15 protein-coding genes are annotated in these 17,296 nt (G+C 74.3%); 4 read left to right on the top strand and 11 right to left on the bottom strand.

From position 1 onward, the window contains the following. Positions 1 to 346 precede the first annotated feature (346 nt). The 3 genes from GY42_RS14920 (at position 347) to GY42_RS14910 (ending at position 4,166) form a co-directional block, all read left to right on the top strand. Positions 347 to 718: a carboxymuconolactone decarboxylase family protein gene (locus GY42_RS14920; protein ID WP_046529931.1), complete on the top strand. Its 372-nt coding sequence runs from the start codon at positions 347 to 349 to the stop codon at positions 716 to 718. 198 nt (positions 719 to 916) lie between these two features. Beyond that, the gene (gene helR, locus GY42_RS14915) at positions 917 to 3,058 is read left to right on the top strand and encodes an RNA polymerase recycling motor ATPase HelR (protein WP_046529930.1); all 2,142 of its coding nucleotides are present in this window, start codon (positions 917 to 919) and stop codon (positions 3,056 to 3,058) included. Between the two features lie 94 nt (positions 3,059 to 3,152). Then, positions 3,153 to 4,166 (top strand): aminoglycoside phosphotransferase family protein, encoded by a 1,014-nt coding sequence (locus GY42_RS14910; RefSeq protein ID WP_046529929.1) that lies wholly within the window; start codon positions 3,153 to 3,155, stop codon positions 4,164 to 4,166. 24 nt (positions 4,167 to 4,190) lie between these two features. Here the strand turns inward: GY42_RS14910 and GY42_RS14905 are convergent, their stop codons facing one another. The 9 genes from GY42_RS14905 to GY42_RS14870 form a co-directional block, all read right to left on the bottom strand. After that, positions 4,191 to 4,577: a PIN domain-containing protein gene (locus GY42_RS14905; RefSeq protein ID WP_046529928.1), complete on the bottom strand. Its 387-nt coding sequence runs from the start codon at positions 4,575 to 4,577 to the stop codon at positions 4,191 to 4,193. After that, the gene (locus GY42_RS14900) at positions 4,574 to 4,849 is read right to left on the bottom strand and encodes a type II toxin-antitoxin system Phd/YefM family antitoxin (RefSeq protein WP_046529927.1); all 276 of its coding nucleotides are present in this window, start codon (positions 4,847 to 4,849) and stop codon (positions 4,574 to 4,576) included. The genes GY42_RS14905 and GY42_RS14900 overlap by 4 nt, the downstream gene beginning before the upstream one ends. A 60-nt stretch (positions 4,850 to 4,909) precedes the next feature. Next, the gene (locus GY42_RS20055) at positions 4,910 to 5,041 is read right to left on the bottom strand and encodes a hypothetical protein (RefSeq protein WP_269082306.1); all 132 of its coding nucleotides are present in this window, start codon (positions 5,039 to 5,041) and stop codon (positions 4,910 to 4,912) included. Between the two features lie 167 nt (positions 5,042 to 5,208). Continuing rightward, positions 5,209 to 6,189, bottom strand: coding sequence for a class 1b ribonucleoside-diphosphate reductase subunit beta (nrdF, locus tag GY42_RS14895; RefSeq protein ID WP_046531059.1), 981 nt, complete (start codon positions 6,187 to 6,189; stop codon positions 5,209 to 5,211). Positions 6,190 to 6,238: 49 nt separating this feature from the next. Continuing rightward, positions 6,239 to 8,386, bottom strand: a complete 2,148-nt coding sequence (gene nrdE / locus GY42_RS14890) for a class 1b ribonucleoside-diphosphate reductase subunit alpha (RefSeq protein ID WP_046529926.1) — start codon at positions 8,384 to 8,386, stop codon at positions 6,239 to 6,241. Continuing rightward, the gene (gene nrdI, locus GY42_RS14885) at positions 8,356 to 8,772 is read right to left on the bottom strand and encodes a class Ib ribonucleoside-diphosphate reductase assembly flavoprotein NrdI (RefSeq protein WP_046529925.1); all 417 of its coding nucleotides are present in this window, start codon (positions 8,770 to 8,772) and stop codon (positions 8,356 to 8,358) included. Before nrdI ends, nrdE begins: the two co-directional genes overlap by 31 nt. A gap of 199 nt (positions 8,773 to 8,971) precedes the next feature. Next, positions 8,972 to 9,217: a glutaredoxin-like protein NrdH gene (gene nrdH, locus GY42_RS14880; protein ID WP_046529924.1), complete on the bottom strand. Its 246-nt coding sequence runs from the start codon at positions 9,215 to 9,217 to the stop codon at positions 8,972 to 8,974. Positions 9,218 to 9,626: 409 nt separating this feature from the next. Further along, on the bottom strand, positions 9,627 to 9,848 hold the full coding sequence (locus tag GY42_RS14875) for a hypothetical protein (protein WP_046529923.1): 222 nt from the start codon (positions 9,846 to 9,848) through the stop codon (positions 9,627 to 9,629). Positions 9,849 to 9,978: 130 nt separating this feature from the next. Then, positions 9,979 to 11,835, bottom strand: coding sequence for an AAA family ATPase (locus tag GY42_RS14870; RefSeq protein WP_046529922.1), 1,857 nt, complete (start codon positions 11,833 to 11,835; stop codon positions 9,979 to 9,981). A gap of 152 nt (positions 11,836 to 11,987) precedes the next feature. Here GY42_RS14870 and GY42_RS14865 point away from each other — a divergent pair, with 152 nt between their 5' ends. Continuing rightward, positions 11,988 to 15,440, top strand: a complete 3,453-nt coding sequence (locus GY42_RS14865; protein ID WP_052748420.1) for an AfsR/SARP family transcriptional regulator — start codon at positions 11,988 to 11,990, stop codon at positions 15,438 to 15,440. Here the strand turns inward: GY42_RS14865 and GY42_RS14860 are convergent. Both GY42_RS14860 and GY42_RS14855 read right to left on the bottom strand, forming a co-directional pair. Continuing rightward, on the bottom strand, positions 15,422 to 16,252 hold the full coding sequence (locus GY42_RS14860) for an ABC transporter permease (protein ID WP_046529921.1): 831 nt from the start codon (positions 16,250 to 16,252) through the stop codon (positions 15,422 to 15,424). The genes GY42_RS14865 and GY42_RS14860 overlap by 19 nt on opposite strands. Then, on the bottom strand, positions 16,249 to 17,214 hold the full coding sequence (locus GY42_RS14855) for an ATP-binding cassette domain-containing protein (RefSeq protein WP_046529920.1): 966 nt from the start codon (positions 17,212 to 17,214) through the stop codon (positions 16,249 to 16,251). The genes GY42_RS14860 and GY42_RS14855 overlap by 4 nt, the downstream gene beginning before the upstream one ends. Positions 17,215 to 17,296 lie beyond the last annotated feature (82 nt).

Genomic DNA, 17,296 nt, shown 5'->3' with positions numbered 1-17,296 from the left:
GCGGCGGTCCTGGTTCGCGCACGTGGCACCACACGCTCCCTTCGACGCCGTCGAGCCAGGGCGGCGCGGGCACGCAGAACCGCCTCCACCCCGTGCTGCAGACGCTAGCGAGGCCGCGGTCTGTCGTGTGCCGCGGGGCGAGCAGCTCACCCGATCGGCCGCGCCCCGGACGGCGTGCTCTCTCGCCGGCCTCGTCGGAGCCGCGGGGCCACACGACGTCGCGCGTCGCGACGTGACGCCGCGGTCGCCGGGGACCTACGTCCGCCGCCGCTGCGGGCGGCCGGTCGTACGTTCGCGGTGCAGCGGGCCGGCAGCACGCCGCCCGGCACCACGGAGGGACGGCGTCATGAGCGTGTCCGAGGCTTTCCAGGCGTTCGCGCGCGAGACGCCCGAGCAGTTCGGCGTGTGGGTGCGCGCGGTCGGCGAGCTCGGCGACGCGAGCGCGCTCGACCAGCGCACGCAGGAGCTCGCCTACCTGGCGGTGCTCGCGGCGACGGGCCTGCACTCCGGGCTGGACTTCCACACGCGGCGCGCGCTCGAGCTCGGCGCGAGCCGGGACGAGGTGCTGTCGGCGGTGCTCGTCGGGCTGCCCGCGGCGGGCAACCGCGTGACGTCGGCGCTGCCGCACGTGCTGGCCGCGTGCCCCGCGCGCGACGACGCCGCGCGGTCGGACGACACGACGGGACCCGACGGAACCACGGAGCCCACGCCCGCCTGAGGCCCGCACACCCGCCCGGGACCCAACGACCGGCGGCTGCGGCACCGACCCGTGCCGTGCTCGTCGAGCTCCCCGCCACGTCCACCATACGTCCGGGTGGGGGGCTTGCGGCAAGGCCCCCTGCAGGGCGCAGGATCGTCCGCCCGTGCCCGCGCCCCGACCCGCGCGCGGAGCGGCCGACCCTGCGGAGACGATGCCGTGAACACGCCCGTGACCAGCCCTTTCGCGCTGCCCGCGACCCTGTCCGCCAAGGCCGACCCCGCGCTCGTCGCGCAGGACGCGGCGCACCTCGCCGCGGTGGCCGACGCGCTGCGCGCGCAGCTCGCCGACGCGAGCGCACGCCTCGACGCCGCGCGCCGCACGCCGACCCGCACGGGCACGGCCGCGCTCGAGCGCGACCAGGAGGTGCACCGGCTCACCGCGCGGGTGCGGCTGCTGCGCCGGTTCGGGCCCGACGTCTGCCTCGGGCGCACGGTCGCGGCCGACGGCACGCGCACGTACGTCGGGCGCATCGGCCTCACCGACGTCGACGGCAGGCGCCTGCTCATGGACTGGCGCTCGCCGCTCGCGGCGCCGTTCTTCGCGGCCACGGTCGCGCACCCCCTCGGCCTGGTGAGCCGGCGCCGGTACCGCTGGTCGGGCGGGCGGGTCGTCGACTACTGGGACGAGGTGCTGACGCCCGACGCGCACGCCGACGGCGTCGCGCCCGACGACCAGTCGGCGTTCCTCGCGAGCCTCGGCGAGGACCGCTCGGACCGCATGCGGGACGTGCTCACGACGATCGCGGCGGACCAGGACGCCGCGATCCGCGCCGACGCGCGCGGCACGCTCGTGGTCGACGGCGGGCCGGGCACCGGCAAGACCGTCGTCGCGCTGCACCGCGCGGCGTACCTGCTGCACGCCGACCCGCACCTCGCGCGGCGCGGCGGCGTGCTGGTGGTCGGCCCGCACCGGCCGTACCTCGACTACGTGGCGGACGTGCTGCCGAGCCTCGGCGAGGACGGCGTGGTGACGTGCACGCTGCGCGACCTCGTGCCCGAGGGCGCGGACGCGCGGCCCGAGCCGGACCCGCGCGTCGCGGCGCTGAAGTCGACGGTCGCGATGGTCGGCGCGATCGAGCCCGCGGTCGCGTTCTCGGAGCGCCCGCCGACGGCCGACCTGGTCGTCGGGACGCCGTGGGCGGACGTCGTGCTGACCGCGGCCGACTGGGCGGACGCGTTCGCGTCGGTCGAGCCGGGCACGCCGCACGACGAGGCGCGCGACCAGGTGTGGGAGACGCTCGCCGCGCTCGTGGTCGAGCGGCACGACGCCGACGTGCCGACCGCCGAGCTGCGCCGCGCGCTGACCCGGGACCGCGAGCTGACGCGCACGTTCGGGCGGCACTGGCCGCTGCTGGACGGCCCGGACGTCGTCGCCGACCTGTGGTCGGTGCCCGCCTACCTGCGGCTGTGCGCGCCCTGGCTGACCCCGGACGAGGTGCGCGCGCTGCAGCGCGACGACCCGCACGCGTGGACCGACGCCGACCTGCCGCTGCTCGACGCCGCGCGCCGCCGCGTGGGCGACCCCGAGGCACCGCGCCGCGCGCGCGAGCGGGACGCCGCGGAGGCCGCCGACCGCGAGTACATGGCGGACGTCGTGGACTACCTCGCGTCGAACGACGACTCGGAGCTGGGACTCATGAAGTCGCTCGCGCAGGGCGACCTGCGCGAGGCGCTCGTCGACCACGAGACGGTCGAGCGGCCGGCGCCCGACCGGCTCGCGGGGCCGTTCGCGCACGTCGTGGTCGACGAGGCGCAGGAGCTCACCGACGCGCAGTGGCAGATGCTGCTCGCGCGGTGCCCGTCGCGGTCGTTCACCGTGGTGGGCGACCGTGCGCAGGCGCGCGCGGGGTTCGTCGAGCCGTGGACCGAGCGGCTGACGCGCGTGGGCCTGCGGGACGTCGACGTCGCGACGCTCACGGTCAACTACCGGACGCCCGCCGAGGTCATGGCCGCCGCCGAGCCCGTGATCCGCGCGGCCGTGCCGGACGCGAACGTGCCGACGTCGATCCGCGCGACCGGCACGCCCGTGCGGCACGGAGCCGTGGCGGACCTCGACGCGGTGCTCGACACGTGGCTCGCGGCGCACACCGCGGGCGTCGCGTGCGTCATCGGGGCGGACGCGACCGTCGAGCGGGACCGCGTGCGGTCGCTCACGCCGACGCTCGCGAAGGGCCTGGAGTTCGACCTCGCCGTGCTCGTCGACCCGGGCGCGTGGGGCGACGACGTCGCGGCGACGGTCGACCGGTACGTCGCGATGACGCGCGCGACGTCCGAGCTCGTGGTGCTGGGTGCGGCGTGAGCACCCGCGTGCCGGGGGCGGCCGTGACGCTGGCTAGGGTGACGAGGACACGTGGCCGCCCCCCGGCCCAGGACCGACGCGAGGACTCCCCCCGATGCGCAGCGCCACCAAGGTCGAGGTCGACCGCCCCACCCTCGAGACGCTCGTGCGTGAGGTCCTGGGCACGGAGTCACCGGTCGCGGACGTGCGGCCGCTGACCGACGGCATGTTCAACGCCGCGTACGCGGTCACGCTGGCGGACGGGTCGCGCGCGGTCGTCAAGGTCGCGCCGCCCGCGGGCACGCCGCTGCTCACGTACGAGCAGGACCTCATGCCTGCGGAGGTCGACTTCTTCCGCCGCGCGGCGGGCGTCGTGCCGGTGCCGCAGGTGCTGGGCGTCGACCTGACCCGCCGGCACGTGGATCGCGACGTGCTGGTGCTGCAGCACCTCGACGGGGCGCCGCTGCACAACCTGCGCCGCGACCTGAGCCCCGAGCAGACGGCCGCCGTGCGGCGCGAGCTCGGCGGCGCGGTCGCGCGGCTGCGCACGGTCACGGGCACGCGGTTCGGGTACGACCGGCCCGACGGCGCGCTGTCGGCCGACCGCTGGTCGGCGGCGTTCGCGGCGATGGTCGACGCGCTGCTGGCCGACGCCGACCGGTACGGCGTGCGCCTGCCGCGCTCGGCGGTCGGGCTGTCGGAGCGGGTCGCGGCGGCCGCGCCCGAGCTCGACACCGTCGAGGTGCCCGTGCTCACGCACTTCGACCTGTGGGCGGGCAACGTGTTCGTCGCACGGTCGAGCGGCACCGCGCGCCTGGAGGCGCTCATCGACGGCGAGCGCGCGTTCTGGGGCGACCCGCTGGCCGAGCTCGCGTCGACCGCGCTGTTCGCGAACCCCGCCAAGGACTTCGACTTCCTCGACGGGTACGCGCAGGCCGCGGGCGAGCCGCTCGTGCTCGACGACCGGGCACGGCTGCGGCTCGCGCTCTACCGCACCTACCTGTACCTGATCATGACGATCGAGGCCGCGCCCCGCGGCTACAGCGGCGCCGAGGCCGTCGCCACCGCGGTGTACGTGCGCAGGAAGCTCAAGCGCGAGCTGAAGACGCTCCGGGCGTCGTTGGGCTGACGCGCGCCGGCGACCGCGACCGCGTCAGCGGCGGACCGGGGCCGCGACCTGGACGACGTGCGCGAACGGCAGGAAGTCGTCGAGGTTCGCCGTCAGGACGGTGGCGCCGTGCCGGTGGGCCTGGGCCGCGATGAGGGCGTCCTTCCCGCGCACCTTGGCTCCCGATGCCCGTGCGGTGGACGCCACCACGCCGTACGAGCGCGTGCACGCGACGTCGAACGGCAACCAGTCGAACAGCGCGTCGAGCTCGTTGAGGCGCGCCGTGCGCACAGCCGTGTCGTGCGCGGTGCGGGCAGCACGCACTCCGAACTCGAGCTCGGCGCGCGACAGGATGCTCGCGGCGAACTGCTCGTCGGGGTCGAGCCGGTAGAGGTGCAGGTCGACGAGCACGTTCGTGTCGAGGAGGATCACGCGCCCGCCGCCCAGGGGTCGGCCGGCGCGTCGCCGTGGTCGACCGCGGCCAGGTCGTCGTGCAGCCGCTGCGCCGCGTCGTCCATCAGGGGTGTGATCGCCGCCAGCTCCGCCCCGCGCACCCACGGCCGCGGGCCCGTGGCCAGGGGGACGAGGGCGACGCCGGTCGGGTGGCCATGACTCGTAACCTCCACCGGCTCACCGGAGGCGAGGACCTGGCGCAGGACCGCCTGGGGGTTCTGCTTGAGGTCCCGGGTCCCGACCGTGGTCATGGGTCCAGCCTAGGACGCGGTGTAGACGCACGTCTACACCCCCCTTGGGGTCGCCGCCGCTCAGGGGACGACCGCGTCGCCCGCGTCGTCCGGGCGGCTGTCCTCGCCGTCGGTGGGCTCGGGGTCCGGGTCGGTGAGGCGCTCGAACACGTCCGGCGTGCCGTCGACGGGCTCGGGGTGCTGCTCGCTCATGGGTCCTCCGGGGTGCGCGGCGGGTCCGCCCCACCCTCGCACCGGGGACCCGGGCCCGCACGCGGGCGGGCTCACCTCGGCCTGCCCCGCGCCTGCGGACACCCGCGGACGACCAGGGCCCCGGCGGGGAACCCGCCGGGGCCGTGGTCACGCCGTGCCGGACCGGATCAGAAGTCCCAGTCCTCGTCCTCGGTGTTGACGGCCTTGCCGATGACGTACGACGAGCCCGACCCCGAGAAGAAGTCGTGGTTCTCGTCGGCGTTGGGGCTCAGCGCCGAGAGGATCGCCGGGTTGACGTCCGTCTCGTCGCGCGGGAACAGGGCCTCGTAGCCGAGGTTCATGAGCGCCTTGTTGGCGTTGTAGCGCAGGAACTTCTTGACGTCCTCGGTGAGGCCGAGCTCGTCGTACAGGTCCTGCGTGTACTCCACCTCGTTGTCGTACAGCTCGAAGAGCAGCTCGAACGTGTAGTCCTTGAGCTCGGCGCGCTCGGCCGGGGACACCAGCTCGAGGCCCTTCTGGAACTTGTAGCCGATGTAGTACCCGTGCACGGCCTCGTCGCGGATGATGAGGCGGATCAGGTCGGCCGTGTTGGTGAGCTTGGCGCGCGACGCCCAGTACATGGGCGCGTAGAAGCCCGAGTAGAACAGGAACGACTCGAGCATCGTCGAGGCGACCTTGCGCTTGAGCGGCTCGTCGCCCCGGTAGTAGTTGAGGACGATCTCGGCCTTGCGCTGCAGGTTCGGGTTCTCCTCCGACCAGCGGAACGCCTCGTCGATCTCCTTGGTCGACATGAGCGTCGAGAAGATCGAGGAGTACGACTTGGCGTGCACCGACTCCATGAACGCGATGTTCGTGTAGACGGCCTCCTCGTGCGGGGTCAGCGCGTCGGGGATGAGGCTGACCGCGCCGACCGTGCCCTGGATGGTGTCCAGGAGCGTGAGGCCGGTGAACACGCGGCTCGTCATGAGCTTCTCGGCGTCGGTGAGGGTCGCCCAGGACTGGATGTCGTTGGAGACCGGCACCTTCTCCGGCAGCCAGAAGTTGCCGACCAGGCGGTCCCAGACCTCGAGGTCCTTCTCGTCCTGGAGCCGGTTCCAGTTGATCGCCGACACGCGGTCGACCAGCTTCAGCTTGCCCGTGGGGCTCATCATGTCGTTCGTCCTTGGTCTCGTCGGAGGGCGTCGCGGTGTCGGGGCGTCACAGCATGCAGCTGACGCAGCCCTCGACCTCGGTGCCCTCGAGCGCCATCTGCCGCAGGCGGATGTAGTAGATCGTCTTGATGCCCTTCTTCCACGCGTAGATCTGCGCGCGGTTGAGGTCACGCGTCGTCGCGGTGTCCTTGAAGAAGAGCGTGAGCGACAGGCCCTGGTCGACGTGCTGCGTCGCCTCGGCGTACGTGTCGATGATCTTCTCGAAGCCGATCTCGTACGCGTCCTGGTAGTACTCCAGGTTGTCGTTCGTCATGAAGGGCGCCGGGTAGTAGACGCGCCCGATCTTGCCCTCCTTGCGGATCTCGATCTTCGACGCGATCGGGTGGATCGAGCTCGTCGAGTGGTTGATGTACGAGATCGAGCCGGTCGGCGGGACCGCCTGCAGGTTCTGGTTGTACAGGCCGTGCTCGGCCACCAGGGCGGCCAGCTCGCGCCAGTCGTCCTGCGTGGGGATGTGCACGCCCGCGTCGGCGAACAGCGCGGCGACGCGCTCGGTGCGCGGCTTCCACTCCTTCTCGACGTACTTCGTGAAGTACTCGCCCGTCGCGTAGGTCGAGCGCTCGAAGCCGTAGAACGACGCCTTGCGCTCCTGCGCGAGCAGGTTCGACGCACGGATCGCGTGGTACGCGACCGTGTAGAAGTACATGTTCGTGAAGTCGAGGCCCTCGTCGGAGCCGTAGAAGATCCGCTCGCGCGCCAGGTACCCGTGCAGGTTCATCTGCCCCAGGCCGATCGCGTGCCCGCCGGCGTTGGCCTTCTTGATCGACGGCACCGACTCGATGCTCGTCTGGTCGGAGACAGCCGTCAGGGCGCGGATCGCGGTCTCGACGGTCTTGCCCAGGTCGGGCGAGTCCATCGACAGCGCGATGTTCATCGACCCGAGGTTGCAGGAGATGTCGCGGCCGACCTCGGCGTACGACAGGTCCTCGTTGAACGTCGACGGCGTCGAGACCTGCAGGATCTCCGAGCACAGGTTCGAGTGCGTGATCTTGCCCTCGATCGGGTTGGCCCGGTTCACCGTGTCCTCGAACATGACGTACGGGTACCCGGACTCGAACTGGATCTCGGCGAGGGTCTGGAAGAACTCGCGCGCGCTGATCTTCGTCTTGCGGATGCGCTTGTCGTCGACCATCTCGTAGTACTTCTCGGTGACGTTCACGTCGGCGAACGGCACACCGTAGACGCGCTCGACGTCGTACGGCGAGAAGAGGTACATCGGCTCGTTCTTCTTGGCGAGCTCGAACGTGATGTCGGGGATGACCACGCCCAGCGACAACGTCTTGATGCGGATCTTCTCGTCCGCGTTCTCGCGCTTGGTGTCGAGGAACCGGTAGATGTCGGGGTGGTGCGCGTGCAGGTACACGGCGCCGGCGCCCTGGCGCGCGCCGAGCTGGTTGGCGTAGCTGAACGAGTCCTCGAGGAGCTTCATGACGGGGATGACGCCCGAGCTCTGGTTCTCGATGTGCTTGATGGGCGCGCCGTGCTCGCGGATGTTCGACAGCAGCAGGGCCACGCCGCCGCCGCGCTTCGACAGCTGCAGCGCCGAGTTGATGCCGCGCGCGATGGACTCCATGTTGTCCTCGATGCGCAGCAGGAAGCAGGACACGGGCTCGCCGCGCTGCGCCTTGCCGAGGTTGAGGAACGTGGGCGTCGCGGGCTGGAAGCGCCCCGACACGATCTCGTCGACCAGGCTCATGGCGAAGTCCTGGTCGCCCTCGGCGAGCGCGAGCGCGACCATGCACACGCGGTCCTCGAAGCGCTCCAGGTACCGCTTGCCGTCGAACGTCTTGAGCGTGTACGACGTGTAGTACTTGAACGCGCCCAGGAACGTCTGGAACCGGAACTTCTTCGAGTACGCGTACTGGAACAGCGACTTGATGAACGCGCGGTCGTACTGCGCGAGCACCGCCGGGTCGTAGTACTTGTTCTCGACGAGGTAGTCGAGCTTCTCGTCGAGGTCGTGGAAGAACACCGTGTTCTGGTTCACGTGCTGCAGGAAGTACTCGCGCGCGGCCTGCCGGTCGGCGTCGAACTGGATCTTCCCGTCGGCGTCGTACAGGTTGAGCATCGCGTTCAGGGCGTGGTAGTCCAGCCCCGTCAACTCTACGCGGGTATCTGCGACCGTCGCTGCCAAAACTGCCCCAATCCCTCACGCACGCGCGTGACGTCCTCGTTGGTTCCCATGAGCTCGAAGCGGTACAGCAGCGGTACGCGGCACTTGAGCGCCACGATGTCGCCCGCGATGCAGTACGCCTCGTTGAAGTTCGTGTTCCCCGCGGCGATGACGCCGCGGACGTGCGACCGGTTGGTCTCGTCGTTGAGGAACCGGATGACCTGCTTGGGCACCGCGCCGCCCTCGTTGCCGCCGCCGTAGGTCGGCAGCACGAGCACGTACGGCTCGGTCACGTGCAGGGGCTCGTCGGTCGCGCGCAGCGGGATGCGCTGCGCCGGCAGGCCGAGCTTCTGGACGAACCGGTGGGTGTTGCCCGAGACCGAGGAGAAGTAGACGAGGCCAGCCACCGTCGACCCCCTCCTCCTCGTGTCGCGTGCCGCACCGGACCCCGGGCATGCCGAGGCCCGGCCTCCGGTGCCGGGTGCAGGCCGACCGGCACCCGCGGATGCCGGTCGGCCTGTGTTCTCGAGTGCCCGCCGGGTCGGAGCGGTCGGTGCCGGCGCCGACCCGGGGCGTGTGCGGGGCGGGACGCGGCCCACCCGTGGGTCAGGCGACCTGCGTCGCCAGCTTCTCGGCCAGGGCCTTGATGCGGTCGGGGCGGTAGCCCGACCAGTTCTCACCGCCGGCGACGACGACCGGCGCCTGCAGGTGGCCGAGCGACATGACGTAGTCGCGCGCGTCGGCGTCCTCGGAGATGTCGACCACGGTGTAGTCGTGGCCGAGCTTGTCGAGGGCGCGGTACGTCGCCGTGCACTGCACGCAGGCCGGCTTGCTGTACACCGTGATGGTCATTCGTCTGCTCCCCCGAGCTCGTGGTTCGTGTATCCCCTGGACGGCCGAGACACCCGGGGGCGGGTGCCGTCGAGGCACCCGAGCAAGTCGGGGCGAGCCGTCCGGGAAGACACTACACCTGGGGTCTGACAACGCAACCCACCACTAAGTGTTGTGTTACAGGTGTGTCGTTCTTCACCCTGGGGACCCGCCCGTCCCCCGCCTGTGGACACCCCTCGGCCCCCCTGACGTGCAGCGATGCGCGGCCCGGGCGGCACCGGAGGCGGTCGCCCACACGTCCGTGCACAGGGCGCGCCGCGCCGTCCCCAGGTCGTCCACAGACCCTTTGCGCGGGATGTCCGGCCCCGGGCACGACGACGGCCGGGTGCGCGTCGTCACGCACCCGGCCGGCAGGCCGCGGGGCCGAGGGTCAGACGGCGGCCAGCGCGCGCCCGACGAGCGCCAGCACGCCGAGGCTCACGGCCGTCCAGGCGAGCATCGAGCCCAGCACGTAGGCCACGTAGCCGAGGCGCTGACGTGCGGTTCCCTCGAAGTACGGGGCGGGCGCCCAGCGCACGGCGTGGACCACGTGGCGCAGACGTGCGCGGGCGGGGAGGGCGACGGCGGGACGGTGGTAGGTGACGGCGGACACGGGGACGCTCCTGCGGGTGACGGCGATGCGGCCGGGGTCTCCGGCCCCACCATCGTCTCACGATGTGGATGCTCGGACGGGGACCAAGGGCCCCGCCGACGCGGCTGACCACGAGCGCCGCCCGCGCGGGTCACGCGATGCGCAGGTGCTCCGCCGGCGGCTCGGGCCGCGCGCCGTCGGGCCGCTGCGCGACGGCCTTCTCCAGCACCGACGTGATCTCCTCGCCCACGAGCTCGTGCCGGTCGAGCAGCGCGTCGCGCAGCGCCTCGACGAGGTCCCGGTTGCTCGCGAGCAGCCGCCGCACGGTCGCCCGCGCGCTGTCCAGCACGTCCTCGAGCTGCACGCGCGCCCGCGGGTCGGCGATCACCGCCGAGACCAGGTCCTTGTCGGTGGCCGCGAACGACACCAGCGACCCCGCCATGCCCGCCGCGCCGACCATCTGCGCGGCCGTGCGCGTCGCGGCCGCGAGGTCGGAGGCCGGCCCCGTCGTCGTCTGGCCGAAGAACAGCTCCTCGGCGACCCAGCCGCCCATCGCGATCTGCACGAGCGCGCGCAGGTCGCCGCTCGTGTGCGTGTAGACCTCCTCGCAGTCGCCGTGCGCGAGCAGCCCCAGCGCCGAGCCGCGCTTGACGATCGTCAGCACCTCGAGCGTGCGGTTGGGCGCGACCAGCCACGCGGTCACCGCGTGACCCGCCTCGTGCGTCGCGATGAGCGTCCGCTCGGTCCGCGTGTACGTCACGGGGTGGCCGATGCCGACGAGCTCGGTGATGCGCGCCTGCTCGACGTCGACGTACCGCATCGCGTCGTCGCCGCGGCGCAGCGCGTTGACCAGCGCCTCGTCGAGCAGGTGCTCGACCATCACGGGCGTCCACCCGCTGGTCGCGGCCGCGAGCCGGTCCCGCGTCGCGGGCTCGTCGAGCTCGGCGTGGTGCGCGCGCCGCGCGAGGAAGTGGTCGACGAGCGCGCGCCGCCCGTGCGCGTCCGGCGGGTTGAACGTGAGACGGCGGTCGAACCGGCCCGGGCGCAGCAGCGCCGGGTCGAGGTGGTCGGCGCGGTTGGTCGCGGCGATCAGCAGGATCGGCGCACGCGTGGGGCGCCGCTGCTTGAGCTGCCGGTGCGCGGGCAGCAGCAGGTTCACCGCCGCGACGAGCCGGTTGTACAGCCGGTCGCCGCCCACGGGCTCGTCGAACGACTGCATCTGCACCAGCAGCTCGTTGACGACGCCACCCGTGCCCTCCGAGATCATCGCGTTGCGCACCACCCCGGCGCCCTGCCCCGCGAGCACCGCGGACGGCGACGGCAGCCCGACGAACGCGGCCGTCGGCTCCGCCGCGAGCAGCCCGCCGCGGCGCAGCGCGATCGCGTCGATCTCCTCGATGAAGCCGATCGCGCCGCCCTCCTTGCGGGCCGCGGTGCGCAGCGCACGGAAGTACGTGCGGATCTTGCGGGCCGTCGCGCCGTAGTACATCGACTGGAAGCTCGTCGCCGACACGAACAGGAACGGCACGCCCGCCTCGGCCGCCATCGCCTTGGCCGTGAGCGTCTTGCCCGTCCCCGGCGGACCCTCGAACAGCAGGCCGCGGCGCGGCGTGCCGCCCATCTGGTCGGCGAACCGCCGGTGCGTCTGGAACAGGTCGATCGAGCGGCGCACGTCGTCGACGATCGGGTCGATGCCGACCACGTCGTCGAGCGTCACGTCGACCTGCTCGGGTCGGTACGTGACGTGCGGCGAGCGCCCCGCGCCCACCTGCGTGCCGACGAGCAGCGCGATGAGCGCGACGAAGAACAGCACGGGCGCGACGACCATCGGGTCGACCGACGGCAGCACCACGAGCGGCCGCCCGGTCACCGCGGCCCACACCACGTACGCCTCGAGCGCGAGCACGACGAGGCACAGGCGGACCACGCGACGGCGGCGCACGCGCTCGCGGTCGACCGCGATGTCGTGGCCGGCAAGCGGACGGGCGGCGGCGGGTGCGTCGGTCACGGGCGGTCCCCTTCGTCGGGCGACGGCCGCGCAGGCGACCGCCGCGGCCGCGGTGGTCCGCCCATCGTCGTCCGGATTGTCCGAATCGGACAACGGCAGGGACGCGCTGTCACCCGTCCGGCCCAGCGGCGCGGATGCGGGATGCTGGGGCCGTGCGGATCACGACGCTGGGCGAGCTCGCGGTGGACGGGCGCCCCGTCCGCGGCGAGCGGCTCGCGACGCTGCTGCGCGAGCTCCTCGACGCGCGCGGGCGCGCCGTGTCCGTCGCCGCGCTCGTCGACGCCGTGTGGCAGGACGCGCCGCCCGCCGACGCGACGGGTGCCGTCCAGGCCCTCGTGTCACGGCTGCGGCGCACCGGGCTGCCCGTGCAGGGCACGACCGGGGGGTACCGCCTGCCCCTCGACGACCTCGAGGTCGACACCGCCCGCGCGCACGACCTCGCGGCCGCCGCGGCCGCCGCGCTGGCCGCCGGGCGCCCCGACGACGCGCGGGCCGCCGCCGCGGCCGCCCGCGCGCTGCTGCCCGCCGCGCCCGACGTCGCCGACCCGACCACGGCGCGCCTGCTGTCGGAGGTCGCGCGCACCGCGGCCGAGGCGGCGCTCGCGGGCGGCGGTCCGCTCGACACCGCCGACCTGCGGCTGCTCGCCGCGCGCGTGCCGCCCGACGAGCCGGCCGCCGCGCTGCTCGTGCGCGTGCTCGCGGCGCAGGGCCGCGACGCCGAGGCCCTCGCGCTCGTCGAGGACCTGCGGGCCGAGCTCGCGGACCGGTACGGCGCCGACCCGTCGCCCGTCGTCGCCGCCGCGCACCTCGCGCTGCTGCGGGGCGAGCTGCGGCCCGCACCGGCGGACACGCCCCCGACCCCCGCACCGGGCGGCACGGCGCCGTCGGCGACCCCGGCCCGCGCCGCGAGCGGCACGACCGCCGGGGTCGCGTCGCCCACCGACCCGTCCGCGGGACCGGACGCCACGACGTCGCCCGCAGCCCCGGGCGGCACGCCGCGCACCGCCCCGCCCCGTAGCGTCGCCCTGCCGGCGTCGTGGCGCCGCGCCACCACCCCCCTGCTGGGTCGCGACGACGACGTCGCCGCCGTCCGGGCCGCGCTGCGCACCGCGCCCGTCGTCACGCTCGTCGCACCCGGCGGCAGCGGCAAGACGCGGCTGGCCGCCGAGGTCGCGCGCGCCGAGGCCGAGGGCCGCACGGTGCGCGTCGTCGAGCTCGCGGGCCTGCGCGCACCCGACGAGGTGCTGCCCGCCGTCCTGCACGCCGTCGGCGGCGCGGACCTCGCGCCGTCGGGCGTCGAGGTGACCACCGAGCGGCGCGCGCTCGACCCCGTCGACCGGCTGCGCGTCGCGGGCCAGGACCTCGAGGGCCTGCTCGTGCTCGACAACTGCGAGCACGTGCTCGACGCCGCCGCGCAGACTGTGGCCGACCTGCTGCAGGCCGCACCCGACGACGTCACGGTGCTCGCGACGAGCCGGGCGCCGCTGGGCCTCGTGGGCGAGGTCGTGCACCGGATCGACACGCTCGCCGAGGACGACGCCGTCGCGCTGCTGCACGCCCGCGCGCACGCGGCGCGGCCCGGCCTGGCGTGGGACGACGCGGTCGCGCGCGAGCTGTGCCGGCGCCTCGACCACCTGCCGCTCGCGCTCGAGCTCGCGGCGGCGCGCCTGCGGTCGATGCCGGTCGCCGACGTGCTCGCGGGCCTCGACGACCGGTTCGGGCTGCTCGACGACGCGCTGCGCGGCCTGCCCGAACGGCACGCGAGCCTGTGGGCGCTGGTCGACTGGAGCCGCGCGCTGCTGGCCCCCGCCGAGCAGCACCTGCTCGAGAGGGTCGCGGTGCTGCCGGGCCCGTTCGGCGCCGACGCGGCGGCCGCCGTCGCGGGGGTCGACGACGTGCGGCGCGGGCTCGCGGCGCTCGTCGAGCACTCGCTGCTCGCGCTCGACGACCAGGCCGACGGGCCGCGGTACCGCATGCTCGAGACGGTCCGGGAGTACGGCGAGGCTCGGCTCGACGCGGCCGGCGGGCGCGCCGACGCGGTGCACGGTCTCGTCGCCTGGGGCGCGCGGCTCGCGCGCGGCCTGCTGCCCGACCTCGTCGGACCCGGGCAGGTCGCCGCGCTGCACGCCCTGACGCGGGACCAGGACCTGCTGGTCGAGGCGCTGCGGCACGCGCTGCGCACCGACGACGAGCCCGCGGCCGTCGAGGTGCTCGCGGCGCTCGGGTGGCTGTGGTCGGTGCGCGGCGCGCACCTCGAGGTCGTCACCTGGGCGGAGCGCGTGCTGCACGTCCACGACCCCGCGGAACGGCTGCGCTCGGGCGCCGTGCGGGGCCACGCCGCCGGGCGCCCGCTCCCGCCGCCCGACGCGACCGCGACGGTCACGGTGCTCGGGGCGCTGACCAGCACGGTCGTCGAGCCGCAGCGCCTGACGGCCGTCGCGCTGCGCGCCGCGACGAGGCTCACCGCCGAGCGCGCCGACGCGCTCTCGCCGCGCATGCGCGCGCTCGTCGGCGTGCTGCCGGCGCTCTTCACGAACCCCGTCCCGCCACGCGGGGCGATCGAGGCGCTCGTCGGCCACGACGACCCGTACGTGCGCGGCATCGGGCTGTTCCTGCGCGGCGCGGTCGACGAGAACGCGGGCGACGGCTGCCGCTCGGAAGCCGACGCGCGCGCCGCGTACGCCGCGTTCGAGGAGGCCGGCGACGAGTGGCTCATGGGCACCGCCGCGCAGGGCGTCGGCCAGTGGGCGTCCGACGAGGACGACGACGAGACCGCGCGCTGGCTCGCGCGCAGCGCCGACCACCTGGAGCGGGTCGGCGCGACGCTCGACGCGCGCTCGTCGCGGCTGCTGCTCGACATCGAGCTCGCGACCACGGGCGACGCCGACGCGCTCGCGCGGCTCGCCGACGCGGCCGGGTCCGAGCAGTCCGAGCCGACCCTCGCGGCGCAGGCGTCGGTGGGGCTCGCGCACGTCGCGTGGGTGGGCGGCCGCACCGCCGAGGCCGTGGCGCACGCCGAGGCCGCCGTGCGCGCCGCCGTGCCCGAGCTCGTCGCGCCCCCGCAGGCGCGCGCGCTGTTCCGGCTCGCGGCCGTGGTGCTGCACGCGGGAGCCGCGGGCGAGGTCGCGGGGGCGGGGGCCGTGGGTGCGGAGGCCGACGCGGGTGTCGCAGGTGCGCAGACCGGCGCGGGCGACGGCCCCAGCGCCGAGGCGGGCGACGCCCGCGCGGCGCACCTCGCACGGGCGCGGGTGCTGCTGGCGGAGGCGTTCGACGACGTCGGCGCGACGTCCGACATGCCGGTGCTGGGCACGTTCGGCCTCGCGTGCGCCGAGCTCGCGGCCGCCGAGGGCGACCCGGCGACCGCCGTCGAGCTGGTGGCGCTCGGGCGGCGGCTCGGCGCGGGCGCACGGATGCTGCTGCCGCGCGCGCCGAGCCCCGCCCTGGCGCGCGCGCTCGGCGACGGCGACGCCGTCGCGGCCCGCGAGCGCGCACTGGCCGGGGCGACGGCGACAGCGACCGCGGCCCGCCTCCGGGAGCTCACGGCTCCCTGGGTGCCGGCCGCGGCGCCGTCCGCCGCCGAGTCGCCTCAGACCTTGCGACGGTAGGCCCGCATCGCGAGCGGCATGAACACCGCGACGAGCCCGACGCACCAGGCGAGCGTCCACCACACGTGGTCGCCCAGGGGCGCTCCGAGGAACAGCCCGCGCATCGACTCGACCAGGTGGGTCAGCGGGTTGACGTCGACGAACCCCTGCATCCAGCCCGGCAGGTCACCGGTCTGCACGAAGACGTTCGAGCCGAAGCTCAACGGCATGACGATGAGGAACATGATCCCCTGCACCGCGCCGGACGTGCGGACCATCATGCCGACCCACACCGAGACCCAGCTCAGGCACACGGCGAACAGGATCGCCAGGAGGCAGCCCGCGAGCGCGTGCCACACGTCGGTGCCGATGCGGAAGCCCATCGCGTAGCCGGTCGCGAACGTCACGACGGTGACGATGACGTACCGGACCACGTCGCCCGCCACGGCGCCGATGAGCGGGGCGCTGCGCGGCACGGGCAGCGACTTGAAGCGGTCGAAGATGCCCTTCTCCATGTCGACGTTGAGGTTCACGCCGATCGCGATGGCGCCCTGCGCGATGGTCTGCGCGAGGATCCCGGGGAGCAGGAACTGCAGGTAGCTGCTCGTGCTGCCGGCCACCGCGTTGCCGAAGATCGTCACGAAGATCAGCAGGAAGATGATCGGCTGCAGCGTGACGTCGATCAGCGCCTCGGGCGTGCGCCACGTCTTGATGAGCGAGCGCTTCGCGAGCGCCGCCGAGTGGCGCACCAGCGCGAACGGCCGATGGTGGGGCACCGCGGCGGCGTCGGGGCCGGCGGTGCGGGGGGCGGGCGTCAGGGTCGTGGCGCTCATGCGGCCACCTCCTCGGTGGCCGCGGTGGTGCGGCCGGTCAGCGTGAAGAACACCTCGTCGAGGCTCGGCAGGTGCAGGGACAGCTCGGTGACGGCGACGCCCGCGACGGCCAGCCGCTCGACCGTCGCCGTGAGCGCGGCGTCGTCCGCGACGGGCACGGCGAGCACGCCCTTGCGGATCTCGTCCGGGCGGGCGCCGGTCGTGACGTGCGCGAGCACGGCGGCCGTGTCGGCGAGTCGCGCGGGGTCCGCGGGCCGCACCTCGAGGGTCTGCCCGCCGACGACGCGCTTGAGCCCGTCGGGGGTGTCGTGCGCGATGACGCGCCCGTGGTCGACGACCGTGATCTCGTCGGCCAGCGCGTCGGCCTCCTCGAGGTACTGCGTCGTGAGCAGCACGGTCGAGCCGTCGGCCACGAGCTGCCGCACGACGTCCCACATGTCCTCGCGCTTGGCGGGGTCGAGGCCCGTCGTGGGCTCGTCGAGGAAGATCACGTCGGGCCGGCCGACGAGCGACGCCGCGAGGTCGAGGCGGCGGCGCATCCCGCCCGAGTACGTCTTGGCGGGACGGTCGGCGGCGTCGGCCAGGTCGAACCACGCGAGCAGCTCGGCGGCGCGGGCGCGGGCACCGGTGCGCCCCAGGTCGAGCAGCGTGCCGAACAGCACGAGGTTCTGCCGGCCGGTGAGGTCCTCGTCGACGGACGCGTACTGGCCGGTCAGGCCGATGCTGCGTCGCACGCGCGCGGCGTCGCGGACGACGTCGAGCCCGTTGACGCGCGCCGTGCCGGTGTCGGGCGTGAGCAGGGTGGACAGGATGCGCACGGCGGTCGTCTTGCCGGCGCCGTTGGGCCCGAGCACGCCGTGCACGGTGCCGCGCGGCACGACGAGGTCGACACCGGCGAGCGCCTGCGTCGACCCGAATCGCTTGGTGAGGCCCTCGGCCTCGATCACCAGGTCTGTGGTCATGGCCCCACCGTGCGCGGGGTCGCCGACACGGCGCCGACACGCCGCTGACACGGCCGCCGCCGGCCCGGCCCGGCCCGCTCGC

Source organism: Cellulomonas sp. FA1 (assembly GCF_000986825.1).
GTDB classification, from domain to species: Bacteria; Actinomycetota; Actinomycetes; order Actinomycetales; family Cellulomonadaceae; genus Cellulomonas; species Cellulomonas iranensis.
Note: the sequence above shows the minus strand (reverse complement) of the source record. Positions and strands in the feature narration are given on the sequence as shown.